This is a genomic window from Myxococcales bacterium (assembly GCA_016720545.1).
Taxonomy (GTDB): domain Bacteria; phylum Myxococcota_A; class Polyangia; order Polyangiales; family Polyangiaceae; genus JAAFHV01.
In genome coordinates this window covers 148,079-173,548 of sequence record JADKKK010000010.1, presented here as the reverse complement: position 1 = coordinate 173,548, position 25,470 = coordinate 148,079, and the positions used below count along the sequence as shown (strand labels likewise).

The following is a 25,470-nucleotide window of genomic DNA, read 5'->3' as shown; positions in this document are numbered from 1 at the left end:
ACGCCCGCCCCATAGTCCCCTGGAGTCGTGGTTCGTATCAGCAGTCCGGTCTTCGGTGTCATGCCGAGGAGCGATGGGGTGCCCCGTTTTCGGCGGCGGCGGGCCCGTCCTCAACTCGGACGTCGTTCCGCGCGGTGGAGGCGGCGCTTTGCGCTCAGGGGACAGTGGTTTCGGGTGTGACCGCGCGAGAACGCCGACCCTCGAACATGAGTATCCTCCCACCGCCGCCGAAAACGGACACCCCCTCGCTCCCTTGTGGCGAAAGGCCGAACCCGCGCGACTTCTGGAAGGGATCACGCTTCCCGGGAATTAGCGGCCCGCCCCCCCCCCCCCCCCCCCGCCCCGCCCCGCCCCCCCCCCCCCCCCGCAGGAGCCCCCCCCCCCCTCCCCCCCCCCCCCCCCCCCCCCCCCCCCCCCGGACGAGGCGGGGCCAGGGCTAACTAGAGCGCCGAACCGCTTGATGACCGAGGATTTTCGCAGAGTTGCGAGCCGTGCGAGGCGCGACGACGAGTCCTACGGCTGCTAGGAGGAGCAACGAAGTACGGCGACGTAAATCGGCGAAACGCCGACCGAATCAAGCGGTTCGGCGCTCTAGAGGCAACGAGGAGCGGAAGCCGTGGGGGGCCTCGCTCCTCGTGCGGTGTCGCTTGGGGGCGGCCTCGGGGGCGCGCCGCGCGTGAGCTACTTGAGCGCCTCGGCGCCGCCGATGATCTCCATCAGCTCCTTCGTGATCGCCGCCTGGCGCGCGCGGTTGTACACGAGCGTGAGCCGGCCGATCATGTCCTTCGCGTTGCGCGTGGCGGCGTCCATCGCGGTCATGCGCGCGCCGAACTCGCTCGCCTGGCTGTCGAGGAGTGCGCGGTAGATGGTGATGTCGACGTACATCGGCACGAGCTGGGCGAGCAGCGCCTTCTCGTTGGGCTCGAAGTCGTAGCGGAGGGTCTGCTCGTCCTTCTCGGCGGGCGGCGCGTCGAGCGGGAGCAGCTTCTGGATGAGCGGCTTCTGGGTCATCGCGCTCTTGAACTCTGTGTAGAGTACATAGACCGCGTCCACCTCGCCGTCGACGAAGGCCTTGGTGACGAACGCCGAGACGGTCTTCGCCTTGTCGAGGTCCAGCCCGTCGTAGAGCTTGGGGAAGTCCTGGACGACCTCGCCCTTCTTGCGCTGGATGGACTCGCGCCCCTTCTTGCCCACGGTGGCGAAGGTGACGGTCGCGCCGGCGGCCTTCCGCGTCGCCCACTCGCGATCGGTGAGCTTCAGCATGTTCGTGTTGTAGCCGCCGCAGAGGCCACGATCGCTCGTCATGACGAGGAACAGCACCTTCTTGGCCGGCCGCCGCGCGAGCAGCTTGTGCGCCGGCTTCGCCGCCGACTCGGCGTCCTCGTCGGCCGAGGAGACCGCGCGCACGACGCCCTCGAGCATTTCGTGGGTCTTCACCGCGTAGGGGCGGAGCGCGGTGATGCGCTGCTGGGCGCGGTTCAGCCGGGCGCCCGCGACCATCTTCATGGCGCGCGTGATCTTCTGCGTCGACTTGACGCTCGTGATCCGCTTGCGAATGGTTTTGAGCGAAGGCATGGGTCAGCTCCCCTTGCCGAAGCCCTTGCCGAACTCGACCAGCGCCTTCTTCAGCTTGTCCTCGACGTCGTCGAGCTTCTTCTTCGTGCGGATGGTCTCGAGGATGTCGGGGTGCTTCGACTCGAGGAACGCGTAGAGCTGCGACTCGTAGGCGCCGAGCTTCCCGACCGGGAGCGCGTCGAGGTAGCCCTTCGTGCCGGCGTACACGAGCACGACCTGCTTCTCGACCGGGAGCGGGACGTACTGACCCTGCTTCAAGATCTCGACCAAGCGAACGCCGCGGTCGAGCATGTCGCGGGTGACCTTGTCGAGGTCGGAGGCGAACTGGCTGAACGCCGCCTTCTCGCGGTACTGCGCGAGGTCGAGCTTCAGCGTGCCGGCGACCTTCTTCATGGCGCCGATCTGCGCCGAGCCACCGACGCGGCTGACGGAGATACCGACGTTGATGGCCGGGCGGACACCGGAGTAGAAGAGATCGGACTCGAGGAAGATCTGGCCGTCGGTGATCGAGATGACGTTCGTCGGGATGTACGCCGACACGTCGCCCGCCTGCGTCTCGATGATGGGGAGCGCGGTGAGCGAGCCGCCCGACGTGGGGTCCTTGACGATCTCGTACTCGTCGCCCTTCTCCTTCAGCTCGGCCTTCGCGGGGTCGTGGCCCTGCTCACCCACGTACACCTTCGCGTCGGCCGGGCGTGCGTCCCACGCGGTGCCCTTCTTGGCGACCACGAGGCGGTCGGCCATCTTGGCGGCGCGCTCGAGCAGGCGGCTGTGGATGTAGAAGACGTCGCCCGGGTACGCCTCGCGGCCCGGCGGGCGGCGGAGGAGCAGGGAGAGCTGGCGATACGCGACGGCCTGCTTCGAGAGGTCGTCGTAAATGCAGAGGGCGTGGCGGCCGCTGTCGCGGAAGTACTCCGCCATCGTGACGCCGGTGTACGGCGCGATGAACTGGAGCGGAGCGGCCTCGCTCGCGCCGGACACGACGATGGTCGTGTACTCCATGGCGCCGTTGGTCGTGAGCTTGTCGACGACCGCCGCGACCGTGGACTGCTTCTGCCCGATGGCGATGTAGAAGCAGTAAACGCCCTGGCCCTTCTGGTTGATGATCGCGTCGAGCGCGACGGCGGTCTTGCCGGTCTGGCGGTCGCCGATGATGAGCTCGCGTTGGCCGCGCCCGATGGGGACCATCGCGTCGATGGCCTTGATGCCGGTCTGGAGGGGCTCCTTGACGGGCTGGCGCTGGAGGATGCCGGGCGCCTTGATCTCCACGCGGCGGCGGTGCGGGGTCTCGATGGGGCCCTTGCCGTCGATCGGCAGTCCGAGGGCGTTCACCACGCGCCCCATGAGCGCCTCGCCCACGGGCACGTCCATGATGCGGCCGGTGCGCTTGACGATGTCGCCTTCCTTGATGGTCGTCGTGTCGCCGAAGAGCGCGGCGCCGACGTTGTCGGCCTCGAGGTTCAGCACCAGCCCGACCAACCCGCCGGGGAACTCGACGAGCTCGCCGGCCATGGCGCCCTCGAGCCCGTAGATGCGCGCGATACCGTCGCCGACTGAGAGAATCGTGCCCGTCTCGGTGGTGAGCGTGGCCTTCTCGTAGGTCTGAATCTGCTTCTTGATGATCTGCGAGATCTCTTCGGCGCGGAGCTGCATGGGTCTTCCTTGTCTGCGAGTCGCTCGTGATGCGTGGCGGGCGAGGCGGGCGGCGAGGCCGTCGAGGGCCTCCCGGCGGTGCTCAAAATAGCCAGTAGGTACGGGCTGTTGTACGATTTCAGTTAGGGAGGAGCTGCGCGCGGATCTCGCGGAGGCGGGTCCGCAGCGAGCCGTCGTAGACGCGGTCGCCGATGCGCGCCACCACGCCCGCGAGCAGCTCGGGGTCGGTGGCGACGTCGAGCTCGACCTTGTTGCCGGTCATGCGCTCGAGCTGCACGCGGAGCCGCTCGAGGTAGGCCGGCGTGAGCGGCTTCGCGCACGTGACCTGAGCGCGGACGACGCCGCGCTTCTTGTCGGAGAGGGTGCGGAGCTCGCGCACGATCGCGGGGAGCGCGCGGAAGCGGCGACGATCGCTGAGGAGCAGGAGCGTGCTGCGCGCCGAGGCGCCGAGCGACAGCTTGGTCGCCAGCTCCTTCAGAATCTCGCGCTTCGCCACGTGCGGCACGAGCGGGTTCTCGAGCACCGCGCGGAGGTCGGCCGAACCATCGTACGCCCCGGCGGCGCGGGTGAGCTCGGCGACGAGGCCGTCGAGCTGGCGGGTCTCCTCGCCGAGGGCGAAGAGGGCCTTGGCGTAGCGCTGGGCGACCGCTGCGGGCACCATCATGACGCACCTCCTACGGACTTGGACGAGAGCTCGGCGAGGAACTCCTCCGCCAGGCGCTCGTGATCGGCCTGCGTGACGGCCGCGCGGAGCAGCGCCTCGGCGCGCGCCACGCCGTCGTCTACCGCCTCGCGGGTGAGGTCGAGGTGGAGCTGCTTGGCCTCCTGCTCGACGAGGAACCCGGCGTCGCGACCGACCCGCGCGGCCTTCTCCTCGGCCTCGCGGATGAGGCGATCGCGCTCGCCTTCGCCGGCCTCGATGAGCGCCTCTCGGGCGGTCTTCACGTCGGCGGCGACGTTCTTCAGGTCCTTGGTGTGCTTCTTCGAACGCTCCTGGGCGTCCTCGAGGAGCCGGCGCGCGTCCTCGATTTCCTTGCCGATGTCCTCCTTGCGCTGCTTCAGGGCCGCCGCGATCGGCTTCTTGCCGAGCGCGTAGTAGCCGAAGGCGAGGACACCGAAGTTGATGAGGAGCGCGAGGTAGGGAGGCGTCTCCTTGTTGGAGAAGTCGGTCCAGTTGATGGGCTTCGGGCCGTGCGCGGCAGGGCCGCCGTGCTCACCGCCCCCGTGGTGCGGCTGGATCGCGTGCTCGCCGCCGGCCCCGTGCGGCGCGGCCCCGTGCGGCGCGGCTCCGTGCTCCTGGGCCCAGGCCGCGCCGGCGAGCGCCAGCGCTCCCGCGACGACCGCGGGAAACAGCGTGAATCGCGCGAATACGTGGTTCATGCGCCTCATCCTCGCACCTCTCGTCCGAGCACCCGGGAAGCGACCTCGCGGGCGAGGTTCGCGGCGTCACGCTCGAGCCCGGACCGCGCGGCCTGCGCGTCGGCCGTGACCTTCGCGCGCCCCTCCTCGAGGGTCTTGGCGGCCTCGGCCCGCACCTTCGCGAGCAGCTCGGCCTCACGCTTGAGCCCCTCGCCGCGCAGCCTCTCCCGCTCGACGTTTCCCTCGGCGCGGGCCTTGGCGAGCTCCGCGTCGTAGGTGGACTTGGCCTTGGCGCTGCGCGCGTCTTCCTTGCGCGCCGCTTCCTTCGTGCCCATCGTGCGCTTCTCGCGCTCCTCGAACAGCTTCATGAGCGGGTCGAAGAGGAGCGGCTTGAGCGCGAAGAGCAGCACCAAGAACAGCGCGATGTGCACGATGATCGTGCCGTCGGCGTCGACGTTCACGGCGCCCTCGGCGGCGAAGGCCCCGGCGAGGCTTCCGGTAAGACCGGTCGTAACACCGTGGCTGGAGAGGTCGGTCGTGCTCACTGCGAAGAGCGACATGGGGCCTCGAAGCGATCGCGGCAAGCGCCGCGAGGAGCGGGCCGCAGAGGACGAAGGGCGAAGTGAAAAGAGACGGGCGCCGACTATCATTGTCGGTGTGCGTTGTCCATGGGATGTGCGCGAGCGTCTGCGCCGCGCGAGCCTCACGCCATGAAGACGAAGGCGTAGACCAGGGCGGCGACCACCAGGAGACCGCCGGCCACCCCGACCACGATCATCATCGTGCGGCTCGACCCGGCCTGGGCCTGCATCATGCCGGGCTGCATCCCCATGCCGGGCTGCATCCCCATGCCGGGCTGCATCCCCATGCCGGGCTGCATCCCCATGCCGGGCTGCATCTGCATGCCCGGCTGCATCTGCATGCCCGGCTGCATCTGCATGCCCGGCTGCATCTGCATGCCCGGCTGCATCCCCATGCCGGGCTGCATCTGCATGCCCGGCTGCATCCCCATGCCCGGCTGCATCTGCATGCCCGGCTGCAGCTGCATGCTCGGCTGCATCTGCATGCCCGGCTGCATCCCCATGCCGGGCTGCATCCCCATGCCGGGCTGCATCTGCATGCCCGGCTGCATCTGCATGCCCGGCTGCACCTGCATGCCCGGCTGCATCCCCATGCCGGGCTGCATCCCCGTGCCGGGCTGCATCCCCATGCCGGGCTGCATCCCTGACTGCATCGCGCCGGGCATGCCGGGCTGCTGGCCCATGCCCGGTCCCATGCCGGGCTGCTGGCCCATGCCCGGTCCCGTGCCGGGCTGCTGCATCATGCCGGGCTGCTGCATCATTCCGGCCTGCATCCCCTGGGCCCCCGCCTGCATGCCGGGCTGCTGCATCGGCTGCATCCCATGCATCCCCGCCGGCTGCACGGTCTGCTGCATGGGCTGCATTCCCGCGAATTCGTGGGGGCTGGGCTGGCCGCCGCCCCACGCGCCCCCTCCCTGAGGCTGAGATCCCCCGTGAGGGCCCTGGCCGAGAGAGCCCTGACCCCACCCACCTTGCACGCCATGTGCGGCCATGTGGGGATCGCGCTCCTGCGCCCCTGGGTACGGCATCGCCGGCGACGGCTGCGTCATGGGGTGCCCCGCGGATCGCTGCGGCGGCGGGGGCTGCGCGACCTGCTGCGCGGCTTGCTGCGCGGCTTGCTGCGCGGCGTGCTGCGCGGCGGCGTTGAGGAGCGGCATGAGCGCCGTTACCCCGCTGTCGGGCTCGACCCGCGGGAGCGCAGGGCGCGCGGGCGGCGGCGCAGAAGGTGCGGAAGGCGCGGAAGGTGCGGAAGGCGCGGGCGCGACGGCAGGCGAGGATGGGGCGGCCGCGGGGACGCGAGCGGGCAACGCCGCCGCGGCCGCGGGCGGCACCGAGCGCGACGGGCTCATGGGTGAAGCCTGCGTTCGCGGGAGCGCGGCGCGGCCGGCGAGGGGCGGCGGAGGCCGCTGCGACGGCGAGAGCCCGGGCGGCGCCTGGCTGCCGTGGCTCGCGCCCCCAGGGCCCGTGCTGCGGAGGCCCGGCGGGCGGGCGGCCGGGGCGGCCCCCTCCTTCTTCGCGAGGGCGTTCTTCATGGTCCGCATGCTGGGGAAGCGGTCGCTGGGCTCGAACTTGAGCGCGCGGTCGATCGCGTCGGCGAGGACGTCCGGGAGCTGGGCACGAACCACGGACCGGACGGGCTTCGCCTTCTCGCGGGACGCTGCGAGCAAGGTCGCCAGCGAGTTGTCCGCGACGTGCACGGTCTTGCCGGTCACCAACATGTAGAGCGTGGCGCCGAGGCTGAACACGTCGGAGCGCATATCGACCCGCTCGCGCTGGCCGCGCGCCTGCTCGGGCGACATGAACGCGGGCCCGCCGATCGTCGCGCCCACGGCGGTGCGCTCCTCGTCGCCCACGGCCTCGCCGATCACGCGGGCCGACGCGAACTCGGACACCCGCAGCTCCCCCTTCTTCGTGACGACGAAGCTCTCCGGGCGCACGTCGCGGTGAATGACGCGCTCGTCGTGCGCCGCCTGGAGCGCGTCGCAGAGGGTGATCCCGAAGCCCGTGACCTCGTCCGGCGGCAGCAGGCCGCCGCGGCGCACCCGGTACTCCTCGAGGCTCTCACCCTCGACCCACTCGAGCGCGATGGCCACCGAGCCCTCCGGCGTCACGCCGTCGCCGAGCACCTTCACGATCGCGGGGTGCTTGATGCGGTTGCCCACGTAGGCCTCGCGCTTCATGCGCGCGGCGAGGGTCGCGTCGTCGGCTTTGTAAGGGTGGATGACCTTCAGCAGCACGCGAGCGCCGGACAGATCCTTCGCCTCGTAGATCGCGAGCTGGTCGGTCGTGCGGATGGCGCGCTCGACCCGCCACTTTTCGCAGATCAACGTGCCAGGTTTCTTCGCGGCCGTGCGGCCTTCGGAGCGCATCGGGGGTCTCTCCACCCCCCTCGGAGACCCGGGCTCTTCGTGCGAGCGGGCGCGGTCGCCGGAGGGGCGATCAGGTGGGCGTCGAGGTCGCAGCCTACATTAGCACCCGGGTGCGCAAGGAAACCAGGGCGACCACGACTTCCCCGGGATGTGCCCGAGGACGCGGAGGCGAGCGTACCCTACCGCCCGTGCCCTACCGCCTGCCCGGTCTGCTCGGCGGCGCGCTTCACGTCCTCGCCGCGCGCCCCCAGCTTTCCGCGGAGCATCGCGTAGCCGGCGAGCGCCGAGCCCGCGAGCAGGACCGCGCCGAGCAGCACCAAGACCCCTCCTGCGCCGCGCGACGGAGGCGCAGACGCCGCGGGCGCGGCGGGCGGTGCCGCCATGAGCATGGGCCCCGCCTCGAGTGCCGGGGGCCGCTGCCGAGTCTCAGCCGTGAAGGCGAGGATCTGCGTCAGCTCGCCCGCGTCGAGCCAGAGCCCGTGCCGGTCGCAAAGATCGACGACGACCGCGGAGCGGCCCGCGAACCTGCCTCGCTCGAGGGGCTTGGCGCACACCGGGCACTTGACGAGGTCGAGCACCGCGCCGCTCGCGCCAAGCGCGCCCAACATCTGAGTGACCTCGGTCGACCGCTCAGGCGCGGCGAGCAGCAGGCACCACGCCCTGGCGGTGACGAACACGCCCCGACAGGTGGCGCAGCCGTGAAGCGCGATGGGCCCCGCCGCGAAGCGCTCGAGCGGCCCCGCCCCGCGCCGGGCCACCGCGCAGGCGGGACACGCGATGGCGCCGAGCTCCGGCTCTCGCAGCGGGTCGTGGCAGCGCTGGCACGCGTCCGCGGTCGGGGAGTTGCGCACCCCGCACCCGGCCCGCGCGCAGGCCACGTTGGGCATCTCGACGAGGCACCCCCCGCAAGGCATGTCAGCACGTCCAGGGCGCCCGCAGAAGTAGCAGTACGACACCGGCGCCGCGACGGGCGCGCCCTGGGCAGAGGCCGCCCCCGAGGCCACTCAGCGCCCGCCGCGCCGACCGGGAGGCGGCGCCAAGGTCGGTCGGCGATCGGCGCGCTCGTGGGGCGGAGGCGCGTCCGAGCGCCCCTTCGGGAGCATCCCGCGCTTCTTCGAGAAGGGAGCGGGACGCTCGGCCACGACCGTGGTCGCGAAGTCGTCTTCCTCGTCGAGACCCGGGAGATCGCGGCGCCCGTCGTGCGCGCGCACCTCGTCGGTCCGCGCCTCGGCGCGCGGGTCGTGCGTGCGCAGGCGCTGGCCGCCGTAGTCGATGTCGAGCGGCCGCGTGGCCGGGATCTCGGTGTTTCGGGGGCGGACGACGGGGCGATCGCGGCGCGTGGTCGGCGGCGCGTCCTTCCGCTGCGAGGGGGCGGGCTCGCGGCGCGCGGCAGGCGAAGGCTCCCGGCGCGTGGGCGGCGCGGGCTCCCGGCGCGTGGGCGGCGGCGGGCGGGTGCGCCGTCGATCTTCCTCGAACCCGAGGCTCTCGAGGGCGAGGTGCTCCTCGGTGTCGAGGTCGCGGTCGACCTCCTCGAAGCGCTCCAGCGGCGCGGTGCGCACGAGGGACACGCGGCCGTGCTCGTCGACCCGCGCGAAGAGCAGCGGGCACCCCTCCTTCGGGCGCTCCACGAGGCCGCTCTCGCTGTCGAAATCGAGGCTGGCGACGTACTGGGCGCCGAGGCAGCGCTGCGTCGATTTGTTGGTCGACTGCCTGTTCTTGCCGCGCGTGAGGATGCGCCGGCAGATGCCGTCGTCGTCGAGGAGGAAGGTGTTGCTCCCTGCGTGCGCGGCATAGGCGAAGGCGGTCGGACGGGGCACGCAGAGAAGATACGAAACTTTGGGCAGCGCGGGGTGAAACTTGCCGTCACGTCGGCGCGACGAGCGCGGGCAGCCGGCGCCCGGATTCATGTAGATTGCGGGCATGCCACTCGAATACTTGTCGGGCTTCGGAAACGAGCACGCCACCGAGGCGGTGTCCGGCGCGCTCCCGGTGGGCCAGAACTCGCCGCAGCGGACGCCGTACGGCCTCTACGCGGAGCAGCTCTCGGGCACGGCCTTCACCGCGCCGCGCGCCGAGAACCGGCGGAGCTGGCTCTACCGGCTCCGGCCGACGGCAGCGCACCCTCCGTTCCGGCTCCACGTCGGCGAGAGCCTCCTCCGAAGCGGCCCGTTCACCGAACAAGCCGCCTCGCCGAACCGCCTCCGCTGGGCGCCGCTCCCCGCGCCGACCTCGCCCACCGACCTCCTCCAGGGGCTCGTCACGATGGGCGGCAACGGCGACCCGGCGGTGGGCAGCGGCGTCGCGATCCACCTCTACGCCGCCAACCGCTCGATGGTCGACGCGGTGTTCTTCAACGCCGACGGCGAGCTCCTGCTCGTCCCGCAGGCCGGGCGGCTGCGCCTCGTGACCGAGCTCGGCGTGCTCGAGCTCGCGCCGGGAGAGATCGGCGTCGTGCCGCGCGGCGTGCGGTTCCGCGCCGAGCTCCAAGACGCGGTGGCGACCGGCTACGTGTGCGAGAACTACGGCGCCGCGTTCCGCCTGGCCGAGCTCGGGCCGCTCGGGTCGAACGGCCTCGCCAACCCGCGCGACTTCCTCGCTCCCACCGCCGCCTTCGAAGACGTCGAGCGCCCCACGCGGGTCGTGCAGAAGTTCCAAGGCCGCCTGTGGAGCACCGAGCTCCCCTACTCCCCGCTCGACGTCGTCGCGTGGCACGGGAACCTTGCACCCTACAAGTATGACCTCGCCCGCTTCAACACGATCGGCACGGTGAGCTTCGACCACCCCGACCCGTCTATCTTCACTGTGCTGACCTCGCCGAGCGACACGCCCGGCACGGCGAACTGCGACTTCGTGATCTTCCCGCCTCGGTGGATGGTGGCCGAGCGCACCTTCCGTCCGCCGTGGTTTCACAGGAACGTGATGAGCGAGTTCATGGGGCTCGTCCACGGCGCCTACGACGCGAAGGTGGGCGGCTTCGTGCCCGGCGGCAGCTCGCTCCACAACTGCATGAGCGGCCACGGCCCCGACCACGCGAGCTACGAGCGGGCCGTCGCGGCCGAGCTCACCCCCCACAAGCTCGAAGAGACCCTCGCCTTCATGTTCGAGACCCGCTGGGTCGTGACGCCGACGGCCTTCGCGAGCCACAGCCCCACCCTCGAGACCGACTACGACGCGTGCTGGTCCGGCTTCACCAAGGCCAAGCTGCCATAGTGTATTCTGCACGTCTCTCGCACACGACGGAGCACACGACGGAGCGCTCGCGCGGAGCGGCGACGCGCGCCATTCGGCGGCGTATGGTGGCACGATGTCGCATGTGCTGAACGAGCTGGTCACGCTCCTCGCCCTCGAGCGGCTCGAGGAGAACCTCTTCCGGGGCCAGTCGCAGGACCTCGGGTGGGGCGCGGTGTTCGGCGGGCAGGTGCTCGGGCAGGCGCTCTCCGCCGCCGTGCAGACCGTCGGCCGCGAGCTCCAGGTCCACTCGCTCCACTCGTTCTTCCTGCGGCCCGGCGACGTGACCCGGCCGATCGTCTACGAGGTGGACCGAATCCGCGACGGCAAGTCGTTCGCCACTCGCCGCATCGTCGCCATCCAGGGCGGCGCGGCCATCTTCAACATGGCGGCGTCGTTCCAGCGGCGGGAAGAGGGCTTCGACCATCAAGACCCCATGCCGTCGGCGCCGCCCCCGGAGGAGTGCCCGAGCGATCGCGAGCGCTACGCCGGGCGCGGCGCGCAGCTCCCGCCGCTGCTTCGCGAGCGCCTCCTCGCGCCGCACCCGATCGAGATCCGCATCGTCGGGCTGAACCCCCAAGACGACGATCCGTTCGCCCCGGCCGAGCGGCCGCCCGCGCGGATGGCGTGGCTCCGCGCGACCGACGCCCTCCCCGACGACCCGGCCCTCCACGCGTACCTCTTGGCCTATGCCTCGGACTACGCGTTCGTGACGACCGCGCTGCTCCCTCACGGCGTGTCGTGGCTCACCCAGGGCATGCAGGTCGCGAGCCTCGACCACGTCATGTGGTTTCATCGGCCCTTCCGCGTCGATCAGTGGCTCCTTCACGTCATGGACAGCCCGAGCGCGAGCGGCTCGCGCGGGCTCGTCCGCGGCCGCGTGTTCACGCAAGACGGCCGACTGGTCGCGTCGACCGCGCAAGAGGGGCTCATCCGGCTCCGCTCCGCGCGCACCCCCTCCACGCCATAGCGGAGCGCAGAGCCGCGAGGTCGGACATTCCCTGACCGACCTCGCGCGAGCGTGGACCCTGCGACCGTGCGAGCCGATTACGGGCCGGCGTAGGGCACGGGCAGCTCGAACGTGACGCCCCAGTTGTAGAGGCGCTTGCCGTCGGTGCTGCTCGTCGCGGGGTCGGAGTCGCGCACGTTGCCGCGCACGCCCTGCGTGGGTCCGGGGCAGCCGGGCCGGCCTGTGCCGTTGTAGTTGAAGAAGTTGGCGTATTCGAGGCGCTGGTTCGCGCCCGTGGGAACGGCGGCGAGCGTGATGGTGATGGTGTCGGGCGCGGTGACGGCCACGCTCTGGATGGTCTGCGCCGTACCGCTCGCGATCTTGCTCGAGCCGCCCGTGAGGTAGCGGAAGCCGAAGCTGCCCGGGTTGCTCACGTTGGTCGTGTCGAGCGCGAGCGGCGGCACGGGCACGTGGTACTTCACAGTGACGACCGCGCCCGCGCGCGTGATCGACGTCGGCCCGGTGGGCTCCCACTTCGTCCCCTCGAACACCCACTTCGCGTACGCCTTCGCGAAGTACTCACCGAGCTTCCGCTGCCCGAAGCCGTTGAAGTGGAGGCAGTCGTTGAAGAGCAGGTTGTATCCCGGCGTCACGAGCACGATCATCGGGTTCGCCTTGTGCGCCCGGTACTGCTGCACCGGAATGGGGCTCGACGTCGGCGGGATGTAGTCGGGATCGGCGGGCAACACGTTGGTGCTGGTCCAGCCCTGCATCTGCGACAGGAAGAGCGGCACTCCCTGCGCCTGGCCGGTGGCCGCGCGAATGTCGGTCTCGTAGTCGGTCTGCAGCTCGCCGAGCGCAGCCGCGTAGTCCGCGAGGTTGCCGCCACCCGCCCGCCGCGCGACGGGGTAGAGGTCCCCGTAGTTGTAGTGGTCGTCTTCGCCGTGGATGAACGTCACCGCGCGCACGACGTGCGAGCGCGCGTCGGCGGCGGCGAACTGCGCCCCCCAGGTGGCCTGCTCGATGCCCTCGGTGAAGGGCGGGTAGCCGGTGGCGGGCAGCGAGAACGCGTTGTAGCCGCAGCCCCCTTGCGGAGGCACGCGTAATTGTAGCCGGACCGGCCGTGGTTGCTCACGAGCACGTCGTGTTTGGTGTACGGGGTGCCGGGGAAGTACTCCGCCAGCGCGATGTCGTTGATGCGGTTGGCCATCGCGGTGGCGTGGGTCTCCACCTGGTAGCTCATGTGGCGGTCACCCTCTTGCAGCGCGGCGAAGCCCACAGGCACGCGGCGCGTGGAGGCCGCGCAGCCGCTGCCGTTGCAGCCGAGCGCCGTGAACGGGCCGACCGCGCCGACCGCCGCGCCCCCGGTGTCGAAGGCGAGGTTCGTGTAGGTCGCGTGCGGGCCGGTGAAGGTGAACTGTGGGAAGCCCTGGTTCGCGTCGTTCCGCGTGCCGCCGCTGGCGATCGCGTTGCTCTGGCCGGCCGCGAGGACGTGGTTGATGGAGAAGTCGGTGTACGCCGTGAGGACGTCCTCGTCGTTCACGAGCGAGACCATGCCCGTGAGCCCCGCGAACGGGGCGTCGGCGCTGGTGGTGGCGCCGAGCAGCACGTCGTACGGCTGCGGGCCATCGGCGATCGCGTCGGCGAGGCCGGTGACCGTGACGGTCTGCGGGGTCTCCCAGTTGGCGGTGGTGAAGGTGAGCGACGCCGCGGACACCCGGGCCTCGGTGGCGTCGGACACGCGCACCGGCACGACCACGTTCACCGTGGGTCGCGCGCCAAGGTGCACGTCGAACGTCACGGCGCCGCCGCGCTCGTTCGTGCGCGTGCCGCTCGGCGCGCCGAGGACGAGCGTGGGCACGTCGTCGTCGGTGGTGGTCACCATGGGGTCGGCGGGGTCGACGCCCTGATAGAGCGGATCTGCGCTCGTGGCCGCGCCGAGGGTCACCGGGTAGGTGATCGGGCCGTCCACGTAGCGGTCGTCGACGCCGGTCACCGTCACCGTCTGCGGCGTGTCCCAGTTGAGCGGAGTGAACGTGAGCGAGGCGACGTCGGTCGTGCCCTCGGTGAGGTCGGAGCTCACCACGGGGATCGTGACGTCGGCCGTGGGCTTCGTGCGGAGACGCACGGTGAAGGTCGCCGTGCCCCCGGCCTCCGTGGCCGTGCCCGCCACCGCGCCGACGAACGAGCCCGCCGAGTCGTCGTCTTCGTTCTTGAGGGAGACCGGCGCGCCGCTCAGCCCTTCGTAGCCCGAGCCCGCGCCCGTCGCGGGCCCCACGCTCACCGTGTACGCCTGATCGCCGTCGACCACGACATCGTCAAGTCCCTTTACTGTCACCTTCTGAGGGGTGTTCCAGTTCGCGGGCGTGAAGGTGAGCTGGGGCACGTCGACCGAGGCCTCGGTGGGCTTCGACACCGCGAGCGGCACGACCACGTCGGCCCTCGGCGCCACGGTGAGGCTCACCGTGAAGGTGACCGTGCCGCCCGCCTCGTTCGTGGCCGGACCCGAAGGGGCGGACACGTCGACACGCGCCACCGGGGCGGCGTCCGCCGCGTCCGACGCGTCGGCGGCGTCTCCCGCGTCCGCCGCGTCGGAACGCGCGTCGGCCACGCCAGAGTCGTTCGGCTTCGAAGAGTCGACGACCGACGCGTCCTCGACGGGCGGCCCCGCGTCTTCGCCGTCGGGCACGACGGTGGTGGAGCCGCAGGCGGTGGCGAGCGCGACGAGCAGGCACGTGTGAAGGGGGGATCTCAGGGCGTTCATGGCTGCTCACAGGGTGCACCCGACGCCGGCCGGATGCACGTTTCCAGACGACAAAAACAACGTGCACTTCTTGCGTCGGCTGGCCGACGCAGGTTCGACGTGCGGTACGCTCGCGCGGTGTCTCTCGCCCCCCCACTCGCAGACCCTGTGGCAGACCCCGCGGCGCTCCCCGCGCGCGTGTCGTTCCGCGTGGGTCCGCCCCCTTTTCTCACGGGGGCGGTGCTGACTCGGCTCGCGGGCGCGGCGGTGGTGCTCACGGCAGGCGGCGCGCCGCTGATCGGAGTAGGCGCCGGCCTCATCGCCGCCGGGGGCCTCTTCATCGCGTTTCTGCTGATGTACGTCCCGGCGAAGCTCGTCGTCGGCAGCGACGGCTTCGCGGTGTCCTGGCTCGGGCTGCGCGTCTTCGTCCCGCACGCCTCGATCGACGGCTGGGAGCGCTCCCTGCATGGCGTCACGCTCCGCGCGCGCGGAGGGCGGACCTTCGAGCTTCGCACCTCCGAGAGCGACCGCATTCTCAGAGCCGTGAGCGCTCGCGCGGGCTTCGCGAGCAGCGCCGCCGGGCTGCTCGCGGAGGAGGCCCTGGCCGCGGACGCGGGCCTCCTCGCGCAGCCGGCGAACGCCGGAAGCAGCGCATCTCTCGTGGAGTGGGAGGCCCAACTGCGGCGGCTCGGCCACGCGGGCAACGATTACCGAGCGGCGAGCCTCCCCCGCGAGCGGCTCCTCGCGATCGTCGCGACGCCGTCGCTCCCGCTGGTGCTCCGCACCGCCGCAGCCGTCGCCCTGGGAGAGCCGGAGAACGAAGAAGAAGACCTCGTGATCGCGCGTGCCATCGAGTCCTCCGCGTCGCGCACGTTCTCTCGCGCGCTCCTCGACGCGGCGAGCCCCAACGCGAAGCACCCGCGGCGCGCGTTGGTCCGGGTGCTGCGCGCCGCGGCCCGAGAAGAAGAGGACACACGTCGCGGCTGACGCCGTCGCGCGGCTTCCCCCGTCTCGGTGGCGGGACTCCGCGAACGTCCGGACCGCCGCCGACGCTCCTCGGCCGCGGCGCGTGCGTCTGCGGCGCGAGAGGCTCAGGGGGTCGCGAGGAGCGTCGCGATCTGCTGGTTCTGCGAACCGCCGATGGAGCGCGTCGTGATGAGCGTGTCGCACCTGTCGGCGACGCCCACCTGCCACCCGGGGATCGCCGAGCGCGTGAGATCGGTGGTGAACTCGTCGCCGGCGTCGGCCCGCGTGAAGACGCGCGTCGTGAAGGCGTCGAACACGAAGGCGGTCAGCCCGTCGTACGAGAGCCCCTGAATCGAATATTTGGCAAAGTCCGCGAGCCCCCCGGCGAGCTTCTTGATTGCGGGAACGGAACGCCGGTGCTCGCACGACGTGACTGGTAGTTGCCGTCGAGCCCGGCGTTCGAGGAGCTCACCACGTACGCGAGGACGAGGCCGTCTCCCGACATGACGGGCTGCGATATGCGGCCGTTCGCCGGGGCAGGCACGAGCGGGTTCAACGCGGAGAACGGCCCGTCGCGGAAGGCGGTGACGCGACCGGTCGCGAGGTCGGCGTCGCCGTAAACGAGCGTGTTGTTCGGCTTCACGAAGATCACGTGGAGGCCGTCGCTCAGGAGCTGGCCGGCGCGCGCCATGTCGACGTCGACGAGATCGGCCGCCGGGACGTCGACGACGGCGTACGCCGCGCCGTTCTTCTTCGCGAACGCGTACGACAGCGGCGCGCCCGTGCGCGCGCTGGCGAACATGAGCGAGCCGTCGTTGGCCAGGCCGTAGCTGCCTTCCCCCTGGCCGACGACGCTGACGACGGAGGGCGACACCGCAGGCCCGGACGCGATGTCCGTGCCGAGCGTGAACCTCACCCCGCAGACGGGCTCGCACTTTCCGTTCGTGCCGAGCTTGGAGTACGGGCACGGGTTCGCGGCGTCCACCGGCGGCGCGGCGTCGACGGGGGGGCTCGTGTCCGCCTTGGCGTCGCCGGCCCCCGCGTCGAGGGCAGGCGACGCGTCGACCGGTGTCGCGCCGTCGAGCGGCTGCGCGCCCGCGTCGGGCGCGGACGGCGCGGGTTCTGCGCCGACACAAGCGACGACGCCTATCGCGCCAAAGAACCCAACCACGAGAGAAGAAAACAACGACGACGTTCTGTGCATGAAGCCCCTTTTCCGGGCGGGGCATACCCTGCGTCCTCGGGCCGCGACATCCACACTAATGGGGGGGGGGGGGGGGGGGGGGGTGCGGGGGAGGGGGGCGGGGGGGGGGGTGGGGGGGGGGGCCGGGGGGGGGGGGGGGGGGGCCGGGGAGGGGGGGGGGGGGGGGGGGGGGGGGGGCCGGCCGGGGGGGGGGGGGGGGGGGCCCGGGGGGGGGGGGGGGGGGCCGGGGCCCTGGGGGGGGGGGGGGGGGGGGGGCGGGGGGGGGGGGGGCCGGGGGGGCGGGGGGGGGGGGGGGGGGGGCCCCGGGCCCCCGGGCGGGGGGCGGGACGGGGCGGGGGGGGGGGGGGGGCCCCGGGGGGGGGGGGGGGGGGGGGCGGGGGGGGGGGGGGGGGGGGGGGGGGGGGGGGGGGGGGGGGGGGGGGGGGGGGGGGGGGGGGGGGGGGGGGGGGGGGGGGGGGGGGGGGGGGGGGCGGGGGGGGGGCCCCCCCCCCCCCCCCGGGGGGGGGGGGGGGGGGGGGGCCCCCCCCCCCCCCCCGGGCCCGGGGGGGCCGGGGGCGGGGGGGCGGGGGGGGGGGGGGGGGGGGGGGCCGCCGGCCGGGGGGGGGGGGCGGGGGGGGGGGGGGGGGGGAGGGGTTCCGGCCCCCTTGCGGGGGGGGGGGGGGGCCGCCGCCGGCGGGGCCGGGGGGGGGGGGCGGGGGGGGGGGGGGCGGGGGGGGGGGGGGGGGGGGGCGCCGGGGGCGGGCGGGGGGGGGGGGGGGGGGGGGCCGGGCCCGGGGGGGGGGGGGGGGGGGGGGGGGGGGGGGGGCCCCCCCCCCGGGGCGGGGGGCCCCGGGGGGGGGGCGGGGGGGGCCCCCCCCGGGGGGGGCCCCCCCCGGGCCGGGGGCGCCCCCGGGCCCCCGCCCGGGGGCCGGGGCCCCCCCGGGGGGGGGGGGGGGGGGCCGGGGGGGGGGGGGGGGGGGGCCGGGGGCCCGGGCCGGGCGGGCGCCCCCCCGGCCCGGGGGGGGGGGCCCCCCCGGGGGGGGGCCGGGGGGGGGGGGGGGGCCCGGCCGCCCCCCCCCGGGGGCCCCCCGGGGGCCCCCCCCCGGGCGGGGGGGCCCCGGGGGGGCGGGGGGGGCGGGGGGGGGGGGGGGGGGGGGGGGGGCCCCCCCGGGGGGGGGGGGCCCGGGGGGGGGGCCCCCCCCCCCGCGGGCCCCCCCCGGGGCGCGCCCCGGGCCCGGCCGGGGGCGGGGGGGGGGCCCGCCGGGGGGTTTCCCGCGCTCGCCGGGGTAGACCGTCCCGGCGTGTCCCGGGAACGAGCTTGGCGGGTCGGGCGGTGCGGGCTGCGACGCGCGGCACGGCGCCCCCCCCCCCCCCCCCCCCGCCCCGGGCCCCCCCCCCCCCCCCCCCCCCCCCCCCCCCCGCGCCCCCCCCCCCCCCCCCCCCCCCCCCCCCCCCCCCCCCCGGGGGGGGGGGGGGGAGGCGCCCCCCCCCCCCCCCCCCCCCGCCGGGAGGGGGGCCCCCCCCCCCCCCCCGGCGACCCCCCGCCCCCCCCCCCCTCCCCCCCCCCCCCCCTTTCCCCCCCCCCCCCCCCCCCCCCCCCCCCCCCCCCCCCCCCCCCCCCCCCCCCCCCCCCCCCCCCCCCCCCCCCACCCCGCCCCCCCCCGCCCCCCCCCCCCCCCCCCCCCCCGGGCGCGGGGCCGGGCCCCCCCCCCCCCCCCCCGGGGGGGGGGGGGGGGGGGGGGGGGGGGGGGCCCCCCCCCCCCCCCCCCCCCCCCCCCCCCCCCCCCCCCGCCGGGCGGGGGGCGGGCGCCCCCCCCCCCCCCCCGGCCCCCCCCCCCCCCCCCCCCCCCCCCCCCCCCCCCCCCCCCCCCCCCCCCCCCCCCCCCCCCCCCCCCCCCCCCCCCCCGCCCGCCGGGGCCCCGGCGGCGCCCCCCCCCCCCCCCCCCCCGCCCCCCCGCCCCCCCCCCCGCCCCCCCCCCCCCCCCCCCCCCCCCCCCCCCCCCCCCCCCCCCCCCGGGGGGGGCCCGCGGGGGGCGGGGCCCCCGCCGCCCGGGCCCCCCCCCCCCCCCCCCCCCCCCGCGGGGGGGGGGTGGCCCCCCCCCCCCCCCCGACCCCGCGCCCCCGCCCCCCCCCCCCCCCCCCCCCCCCCCCCCCCCCCCCCCCCCCCCCCCCCCGGGCCCCCCCCCCCCCCCCCCCCCCCCCCCCCCAACCCCCCCCCCCCCCCCCCGGCCCCCCCCCCCCCCGCCCCCCCCCCCCCCCCCCCCCCCCCCCCCCCCCCCCCCGCGCCGCGCCCCCCCCCCCCCCCCATCCCCCCCCCCCCCCCCCCCCCCCCGCCCCCCCCCCCCCCCCCCCCCCCCCCCCGCCGCCCCCCGCCCCCCCCCCCCCCCCCCCCCCCCCCCCCCCGGGCCCCCCCCCCCCCCCCCGGCCCGGCGGCCCCGGGGCGCCCCCGGGGGCGCCGGGGGGGGCGGGGGGGGCGGGGGCGCCCCCCCGGGCCGCCGCGGGGGGGCGGGGAGGGGGCGCCCCCCCCCCCCCCCCCCCGATCCCCCCCCCCCCCTCCCCCCCCCCCCCCCCCCGCCCCCCCCCCCCCCCCCCCCCCCCCCCCCCCCCCCCCCCCCCCCCCCCCCCCCCCGCCCCCCCGCCCCCCCCCCCCCCCCCCCCCCCCCCCCCCCCCCGCCGCCCCCGCCCCGCCGCCCCCCCCCCCCCCCCCCCCCCCCGGCCCCCCCCCCCCCCCCGCCGCGGGGGGGGGGGCCCCCCGGCCCGCCCGCGGGCCGCGGCGGCCGCCGCCGGCCGGCCCCCCCCCCGGCCCCCCCCCGGCCGGGCCCCCCCCCCCCCCCTCGGCGAGACCGGCGGCAAACCGTCCAATGGACGCGGTGGACGCGGCGGCTTCGGTGGCGGCGGCGACGGCGGGGACGCGGTGTTCAACTGGGCCGACAACGGCGGCTGCGGGGGCGGCGGGCGCTCGCAGGTCACCGCGAACAATGGAAAGATCATCGCCGGCGGCGGGGGAAGCCCCGGGTGGGGAGGCGCGACCGGAACGGTGGGCGCGGGCGGCGGCACCGTCGGAGGCGCTGGCTCGCAGGTGGCGGCCTGCTACGCGGGCAACCAGGCAGGGAGCGGAGGAGGGGCCGGGGCCGGCGCGACTCAGGTGGAGCCAGGAGCGGGCGGCGTGGGCTGCGCCGACGGGCTCAAGGACCAGGGCAACGGAATGCGTGGCGGCCCCCTGAGCGGAGGAAAGGGCGGCTCGGACACGTCGGGATCTCGTGGGCGAGGCGGCGGCGGCGGCGGCGGCGGCCTGTTCGGGGGCGGCGGCGGCGGCGCAAGCGACATGTGGTCTGCGGGGGTCGGCGCCGGCGGCTCCGGGAGCACCGTCCCCGGCGGCCTGACCTCCGCGGGGAGCGCGTCGAGCCCGGCGAACGCCCCGGACCCAGAGCGTGGCGTCGCCGGCAGCGCCGACCACGCCGGGCTCGTGCTCCTGCGGCCGATGTAGGCGCGACGCCGGCGCGAGTACGAGCGCGGATCGCGTCGCATGTGCCGGCGAAAGTGAGGCACACTGCGGCCTGCGAGGCGCTCGGAGGTCGAGCGGGCGCGGGAGGGTTCGAAGCGATGCACGCCGGCCATGTCACGATCGCCACGAGCGGACCCCGACGAGGCAGCCCTCCGACGAAGGAGGTCTCACTCCTGCCCGCCTTTGCGATTCTGGCGTTGTGCTTCCTCGCCGTCGTGCTCTCCATCGCCTTCGCCGTCCGGCGTGTGCAGGCGTTTCGGCGCGCGCTCGGGGGCGCCATCGCCGCGCTCGGTCTTGCGCCGGTCGCGTGGATGCTCCGCGGGCTCCAGGCGCAGGGGACATTTCAAGGGCGCCCCATCGCGGTGCGCACGCTGCCGGACGCGCGGCGCACGCCCGCGATGCTCGAGGTGAAGCTCGCGGTGCGCGCATCGCAGAACCTCGTGGTCGGCCCTGCGAAGGGCGCGGTGGCGCAGGCTCTCGCGGGCGTCGTGTCTCACCTCACGGATCGGGTCGACGTGCCGCTCGGCGGGCCGTGGCTCGCGCGCAGCGTCAGCGCCGAGGACCCGGCGTTCGCCACGGCGCTCCTCCGCGGTCCCGCAGGCGAGCTCGCGTACCGCGTCACCCAGGCGCCCACGATGGGCCAAGTGCGGTATCTCAAGATCACCCCCGGCGAGGTGATCTTGCTCGTCTCGGGCTATGTGCTCACGACGACCACCCCGGCCGCGCTGCTCGCGTGGGTGACCGATCTCGCGGGCGTCGCCAACGCGGTCGAGCGAACGTGAGGGTCGGCGCGGGTGGCGCGGGAGCCCGCCCAGGTGTCTGCCCGCGCCGCGCCCCTTGCGCCGCCGAGCCCCCTTCCGCTAAGCGACGTGCATGCCCACGGAGCCCGCCCTCCAGGTCCTCGTCGACGGCGCCCCGCTCCCCGCCGAGCAGGCGCGCGCGCTCTGGCTGCGCTTCAGCGCGTGGATGGAGGAGCACAAGGGCGATCTCAAGGGCTTCGCGGCGCAAGAGGGCTTCGCGAGCGTGCGCCCGGCGATGGCGGCCGGCGCGCCCGTTCTCGTCGCGAGCCGCACCGACGCGCAGGTCGCCTACGGGAACGCCAAGGAGCTGAAGGCGAAGACGCGAAGGTAGGCACGCGCGCGAGACCAACGCGCCGGCCCGCGCCCCGGCCACGATGCTACAACCGTGGCATGGCCCGAGCGCACCTCCTCGTCGTCGATGACGAGCCCGCGATCCTGACGACGCTCCAGCGCGCGCTCACCCTCGAGGGGTACGCGGTCGACGTGGCCGGCGGCGTCAAAATCGCGGAGGAGCGCCTGAAGAAGCGCACCTACGATCTCTGCCTGTTCGACGTCATGCTCCCCGACGGCGACGGCATCGAGCTGCTCCAGCGGGTCCGCGCGGCGAGCGTCGAGACCCCGGTCATCATGATGAGCGGTCACGGCACCATCGACACGGCGGTCCGCGCCACGCGGCACGGCGCCCAGAACTTCCTCGAGAAGCCGATCAACACCGACGCGCTCCTCATCGCGATCGAGACGAGCCTTCGCCTCGATCGCGCCGAGAAGGAGGCGAGCGAGCTGCGCGCGGCCACGTTCGGCGAGCTCGTGGGCGAGAGCGCCGCGATGAAGCGCCTCGTCGAGACCATCGCCCGGGCGGCGAAGAGCGCCGCGAGCGTGCTGGTCACCGGGCGAGCGCGGCACGGGAAAAGAGCTCGTGGCGCGCGCCATCCACCAGATGTCGCCTCGGGCCAAGGGGCCGCTCGAGAAGCTCAACTGCGCCGCGCTGCCGAGCGAGCTCATCGAGAGCGAGCTGTTCGGCCACGAGGTCGGCGCGTTCACCGGCGCGACGAAGCAGCGTCGTGGGAAGTTCGAGCGCGCCTCGGGCGGCACGCTCTTCCTCGACGAGGTGGGCGACATGCCGCTCGCGATGCAGGCCAAGCTGCTCCGCGTGCTGCAGGAGCGCGAGATCGAGCGTGTCGGCGGCAGCGAGACCCTCAAGGTCGACGCGCGCGTCGTCGCGGCGACCAACCGTGATCTGATCGCGGCGTGCGAGAAGGACCTGTTCCGCCCCGATCTCTACGACCGGTTGAACGTGGTGCCGCTCGCCATCCCCCCGCTGCGCGCCCGCCGGGAGGACGTGCCCGTGCTCACGCGGCACTTCCTGCAGCTCGCCACGAAGGCGAACGATCGCCGCGGCATGACGATCGATGCTGGAGCGCTGGACGCGCTGGCCGCGCATTCGTTCCCCGGGAACGTACGCGAGCTTCGTAACCTCGTGGAACGGCTCGTCATTTTGACCCCAGACGACGTCATCAAGGAGGCCGACGTCCGCGACTGCCTGCACGGCGGGGCGCAGACCCGGGGCCAGGCAGCGCTCTACCGGCCCGGCGTGCCGTTCCGCGTCCTCGTCGAGGAGGCCGAGCGCGTCATCCTCATGGGCGCGATGGCCCACCACGGGGGCCAGATGGCCGCGACGGCGCGCGCGCTGGAGCTCGAACGGAGCCACCTCTACAAGAAGGCCCGGGCCCTGGGCCTGCGCAAGACCGAGGCCGACGCGGACGCGGACGACGAATAGCGCCCCTTCCCCCGGTCCGGGGAGTGGGCTAGTCTCGCCCCGGGGTTTTCGTCGTTTGGCGTCTGCTCGCGACCGCTCCCTTCAGCTTCATCATGGCCACCACCGATCCCATCCAGTTCTTCGCCGCCACGGACGTTGGGCGAGTCCGCGAGCACAACGAAGACAACTTCCTCGTCGACAAGAAGCTCCAGTTCTTCATCGTCTGCGACGGCATGGGGGGGCACGCCGCCGGCGAGGTGGCGAGCGCCATCGCCGTGCGCGCGGTCCACGAGGAGGTGAAGAAGGAGCGCGAGATGCTCCAAGACTTCGCCCGTGGCTCCCGAGGGTCGAGCCGCGTCACGAAGAAGGAGGTGCTCGCGCTGCTCGACACCGCCGTGCTGCGCGCGTGCGCCAAGGTCCACGAGGCCGCGCAGAACGACGACGGCAAGCGCGGCATGGGCACCACGTTGAGCGCGCTCCTCATCCTCGGCAACACGGGCTTCATCGCCCACGTCGGGGACAGCCGCATCTACATGGAGCGCTCCGGCATCGTGAAGCAGATCACCGAAGATCACACGGTGATAAACGAGCTCATTCGGCGCGGGAAGCTCACCGAAGACCAGATCTCCCGGGTGAAGCAGAAGAACGCGATCACCCGCGCGGTCGGCGTGTACCAGCGCGTGGAGGTCGACACCCTCACGTTCGAGCTGCTCCCTGGCGACAGCTTCCTGCTCTCGAGCGACGGCCTCACCGGCTACCTCGACGGCCCAGAGGAGCTCGCCGACTACCTCCTCGCGGAGGACGGCGCGAGCGCGGTGAAGGGGCTGATCTCCCTCGCCAACGAGCGGGGCGGCAAGGACAACATCACCTGCATCCTCGTCCACATCACGGGCGAGATCGACGACGCGAAAGAGCGCGCGGCGCGGGTGGCGCAGAAGCGCGAGATCCTCGCGAAGATGCCCATCTTCGCGCGCCTCGTCGACAGCGAGCTCATGCACGTCATGCAGAGCGTCGAGGTGCGCCTCTTCCGGCACGGCGAGACCGTGATCACGGAGGGCGAGAAGGGCGACGAGCTCTTCATCGTGCTGAAGGGCGCCGTGAACGTGCTCCGAGGCAACGACGAGCTCGCGAGGTTCGGCGTGGGCGACCACTTCGGCGAGATGGCGCTCATTCGCGCCGTGCCGCGCTCGGCGACGGTGGTGAGCGACGGCGCGAGCGAGCTGATGGTCATCAAGCGGGGCGACTTCTTCGAGATCCTGCGCAACGAGCACCAGACCGCGGTGAAGATCTTGTGGCAGTTCTTGGGAGTGCTGGCCGATCGGCTCGATCAGACCAACCAAGAGCTCCGCGACGCGCGCAGGAAAGGTATCGACGACGAGGGCGAGGAGATCGAGATCGACGACGCGACGGTCGAGATCTTCCCCACCTTCACCTCCCACGCCGCGAGGCGTTGAAGACCAGCTGCTGGAGGGCCCTCCGTGCGGGGTCGAGCGTCTTCTTGCGGGCAGTCGACTCGGCCTCGAGGCTCGCGCGGTTGGTCACGAACCAGCGGGCGAGCTCGTCTGCGCGCGCCGCGGCGGCGGGCCCCGAGGGGGCGATCGTGCGGTCGGGCACGAACGGCGGCGCCGCCATCGCCTCGAGCGCGCTGAACCCATACACGTAGAGGCGCTTCCACGAGTCCCCCGCGGCCGGGTCTTGTGAGAGCACAAGAGCGGCGAGGATCGCGGTGGACGGCGGCGGGAGCTTCTCGTCCACCCCGCCGCGCGATCGACGGGCGAGCCGCCGCAGGCCGTAGGCCGCGTGCTCTCGCGCGGCCCAGTTCGAGCTGGCCATCACATCGACCGTGATCACCTCGGCGACGACCTGGCTCTCGGGCGCGTCCCACGCGTACGCCGCGTCCGCGACGGACCGCGAGACCAGCACGGCCGCTCGAGGGTGGGCCGCGGAGACCGAGATCGCGTGCCACAGCCCCATCACGAGCTGGGTCTTCACGCGCCGCGCGCCGAGGCTCGCTTCGACCAAGATCGACGCGTCGTCATCGCTCGCCCAAGGCAGCGTGGCGCACGCCTCGAGCCACGCGCGCTCGGCCGCGAGCTGCGAGGAGCCAGTCGAGCGAGGAAACAGCGACGTGAAGAGCTCTTCGAGGGTCCGGTGCACTTGCCAGGGCCAGGGCGCCGCGGCCTCCTCCTCCCACGTGAGCGGGTAGTCCCGGCGGCCGTCGGGGAGCCGGCGCGCCGTCCACGGCACGCCAAACACGCTCGTGACGCGGGAGCCGTCGGCGTCAGTCGGCCCCCCGCGCCCCCTCGCGAGCGCGGCGGCGAGCGGGTCGGCGAGCGGGTCAGGGTGCGGGTCGAGGCCCCAGCCGTGCGCGGCGGCCTCGGGCCGGAGCTGGGTGAGGGCCCGCGTAAGCCGCGGCAAGTAGTCGAGTTGGAACGTGGACTTCCACTGATACGCGAGCGCTCGCCGCTCGAGGTATGGGGTCGTGGGCGCGGTGAGGAGCGACCACGCGCGCTCGGGCTCGCGGAGGGCGGCGGTGATGGCCGGCGTCGTGACCCCGTCGAGCGCGGGTCGGGGCGCGGCGGCCCCGGCGAGCCTCCGGCGCTCCGCGAGGTGCGCGGGATCGACGGTGGGCGCCGCGTCGGGGCCGCCCGAGGCGAGCGCGGCCGGCGAGGCCGGCGGAGGAGCCGACGACGACGAGCCCGCGGCCGCGCCCTCGCTTCCGGTCGAACGGCAGCCCGGCGCGAGCAGCAGAACCAGCGGCAGCGCCAGGAGGCCCGTGAGGTGGTGCGGACGCGCCATACCC

General features: G+C 74.4%; 19 protein-coding genes and 1 pseudogene. 8 read left to right on the top strand and 12 right to left on the bottom strand.

Features of this window, described 5'->3' with window-relative positions:
• Window positions 1–681: 681 nt before the first annotated feature.
• The 8 genes from atpG to IPQ09_19425 all read right to left on the bottom strand — a co-directional run bounded on the left by atpG (window position 682) and on the right by IPQ09_19425 (window position 9,354).
• Window positions 682–1,575, bottom strand: a complete 894-nt coding sequence (gene atpG, locus IPQ09_19460) for an ATP synthase F1 subunit gamma (protein MBL0196359.1) — start codon at window positions 1,573–1,575, stop codon at window positions 682–684.
• A 3-nt stretch (window positions 1,576–1,578) separates the two neighbouring features.
• Complete coding sequence (locus tag IPQ09_19455) at window positions 1,579–3,228, bottom strand: F0F1 ATP synthase subunit alpha (protein ID MBL0196358.1); 1,650 nt, start codon at window positions 3,226–3,228, stop codon at window positions 1,579–1,581.
• Window positions 3,229–3,346: 118 nt separating this feature from the next.
• Window positions 3,347–3,892 carry an ATP synthase F1 subunit delta gene (gene atpH / locus IPQ09_19450; protein ID MBL0196357.1) on the bottom strand — a complete coding sequence of 182 codons (546 nt, stop codon included), beginning with the start codon at window positions 3,890–3,892 and terminating at the stop codon, window positions 3,347–3,349.
• Window positions 3,889–4,608: a hypothetical protein gene (locus tag IPQ09_19445; GenBank protein ID MBL0196356.1), complete on the bottom strand. Its 720-nt coding sequence runs from the start codon at window positions 4,606–4,608 to the stop codon at window positions 3,889–3,891. Before IPQ09_19445 ends, atpH begins: the two co-directional genes overlap by 4 nt.
• Before the next feature lie 5 nt (window positions 4,609–4,613).
• The gene (locus IPQ09_19440) at window positions 4,614–5,147 is read right to left on the bottom strand and encodes a H(+)-transporting ATPase (GenBank protein MBL0196355.1); all 534 of its coding nucleotides are present in this window, start codon (window positions 5,145–5,147) and stop codon (window positions 4,614–4,616) included.
• Window positions 5,148–5,290: 143 nt separating this feature from the next.
• Complete coding sequence (locus IPQ09_19435; protein MBL0196354.1) at window positions 5,291–7,537, bottom strand: protein kinase; 2,247 nt, start codon at window positions 7,535–7,537, stop codon at window positions 5,291–5,293.
• A gap of 179 nt (window positions 7,538–7,716) precedes the next feature.
• The gene (locus tag IPQ09_19430; GenBank protein ID MBL0196353.1) at window positions 7,717–8,451 is read right to left on the bottom strand and encodes a zf-TFIIB domain-containing protein; all 735 of its coding nucleotides are present in this window, start codon (window positions 8,449–8,451) and stop codon (window positions 7,717–7,719) included.
• Window positions 8,452–8,541: 90 nt separating this feature from the next.
• The gene (locus IPQ09_19425) at window positions 8,542–9,354 is read right to left on the bottom strand and encodes a hypothetical protein (protein MBL0196352.1); all 813 of its coding nucleotides are present in this window, start codon (window positions 9,352–9,354) and stop codon (window positions 8,542–8,544) included.
• A gap of 103 nt (window positions 9,355–9,457) precedes the next feature.
• Between IPQ09_19425 and IPQ09_19420 the strand changes: the two genes are divergently transcribed.
• Both IPQ09_19420 and tesB read left to right on the top strand, forming a co-directional pair.
• The gene (locus tag IPQ09_19420) at window positions 9,458–10,747 is read left to right on the top strand and encodes a homogentisate 1,2-dioxygenase (GenBank protein ID MBL0196351.1); all 1,290 of its coding nucleotides are present in this window, start codon (window positions 9,458–9,460) and stop codon (window positions 10,745–10,747) included.
• Window positions 10,748–10,841: 94 nt separating this feature from the next.
• Window positions 10,842–11,735 carry an acyl-CoA thioesterase II gene (tesB, locus tag IPQ09_19415; GenBank protein ID MBL0196350.1) on the top strand — a complete coding sequence of 298 codons (894 nt, stop codon included), beginning with the start codon at window positions 10,842–10,844 and terminating at the stop codon, window positions 11,733–11,735.
• Window positions 11,736–12,669: 934 nt separating this feature from the next.
• On the opposite strand, the gene IPQ09_19410 is transcribed toward tesB, so the two are convergent.
• Window positions 12,670–14,478 (bottom strand): hypothetical protein, encoded by a 1,809-nt coding sequence (locus IPQ09_19410; GenBank protein MBL0196349.1) that lies wholly within the window; start codon window positions 14,476–14,478, stop codon window positions 12,670–12,672.
• Between the two features lie 117 nt (window positions 14,479–14,595).
• Here IPQ09_19410 and IPQ09_19405 point away from each other — a divergent pair, with 117 nt between their 5' ends.
• Window positions 14,596–15,444 carry a hypothetical protein gene (locus IPQ09_19405; GenBank protein MBL0196348.1) on the top strand — a complete coding sequence of 283 codons (849 nt, stop codon included), beginning with the start codon at window positions 14,596–14,598 and terminating at the stop codon, window positions 15,442–15,444.
• A gap of 104 nt (window positions 15,445–15,548) precedes the next feature.
• Here the strand turns inward: IPQ09_19405 and IPQ09_19400 are convergent, their stop codons facing one another.
• Both IPQ09_19400 and IPQ09_19395 read right to left on the bottom strand, forming a co-directional pair.
• Complete coding sequence (locus IPQ09_19400) at window positions 15,549–15,740, bottom strand: hypothetical protein (GenBank protein ID MBL0196347.1); 192 nt, start codon at window positions 15,738–15,740, stop codon at window positions 15,549–15,551.
• Between the two features lie 8 nt (window positions 15,741–15,748).
• A complete protein-coding gene (locus IPQ09_19395; GenBank protein ID MBL0196346.1) occupies window positions 15,749–16,627 on the bottom strand; it encodes a hypothetical protein in 879 nt (292 codons plus the stop codon).
• A 2,893-nt stretch (window positions 16,628–19,520) separates the two neighbouring features.
• On the opposite strand from IPQ09_19395, the gene IPQ09_19390 reads away from it, so the two are divergent.
• The 5 genes and pseudogenes from IPQ09_19390 (at window position 19,521) to IPQ09_19370 (ending at window position 24,121) form a co-directional block, all read left to right on the top strand.
• The gene (locus tag IPQ09_19390) at window positions 19,521–20,093 is read left to right on the top strand and encodes a hypothetical protein (GenBank protein MBL0196345.1); all 573 of its coding nucleotides are present in this window, start codon (window positions 19,521–19,523) and stop codon (window positions 20,091–20,093) included.
• A gap of 116 nt (window positions 20,094–20,209) precedes the next feature.
• Window positions 20,210–20,893 (top strand): hypothetical protein, encoded by a 684-nt coding sequence (locus tag IPQ09_19385; GenBank protein ID MBL0196344.1) that lies wholly within the window; start codon window positions 20,210–20,212, stop codon window positions 20,891–20,893.
• Window positions 20,894–20,984: 91 nt separating this feature from the next.
• The gene (locus IPQ09_19380; protein ID MBL0196343.1) at window positions 20,985–21,242 is read left to right on the top strand and encodes a hypothetical protein; all 258 of its coding nucleotides are present in this window, start codon (window positions 20,985–20,987) and stop codon (window positions 21,240–21,242) included.
• Window positions 21,243–21,301: 59 nt separating this feature from the next.
• Window positions 21,302–22,688: pseudogene (locus IPQ09_19375) on the top strand (sigma-54-dependent Fis family transcriptional regulator).
• A gap of 92 nt (window positions 22,689–22,780) precedes the next feature.
• Window positions 22,781–24,121 carry a Stp1/IreP family PP2C-type Ser/Thr phosphatase gene (locus tag IPQ09_19370; GenBank protein MBL0196342.1) on the top strand — a complete coding sequence of 447 codons (1,341 nt, stop codon included), beginning with the start codon at window positions 22,781–22,783 and terminating at the stop codon, window positions 24,119–24,121.
• Here the strand turns inward: IPQ09_19370 and IPQ09_19365 are convergent.
• On the bottom strand, window positions 24,096–25,466 hold the full coding sequence (locus IPQ09_19365; protein ID MBL0196341.1) for a hypothetical protein: 1,371 nt from the start codon (window positions 25,464–25,466) through the stop codon (window positions 24,096–24,098). The genes IPQ09_19370 and IPQ09_19365 overlap by 26 nt on opposite strands.
• Window positions 25,467–25,470 lie beyond the last annotated feature (4 nt).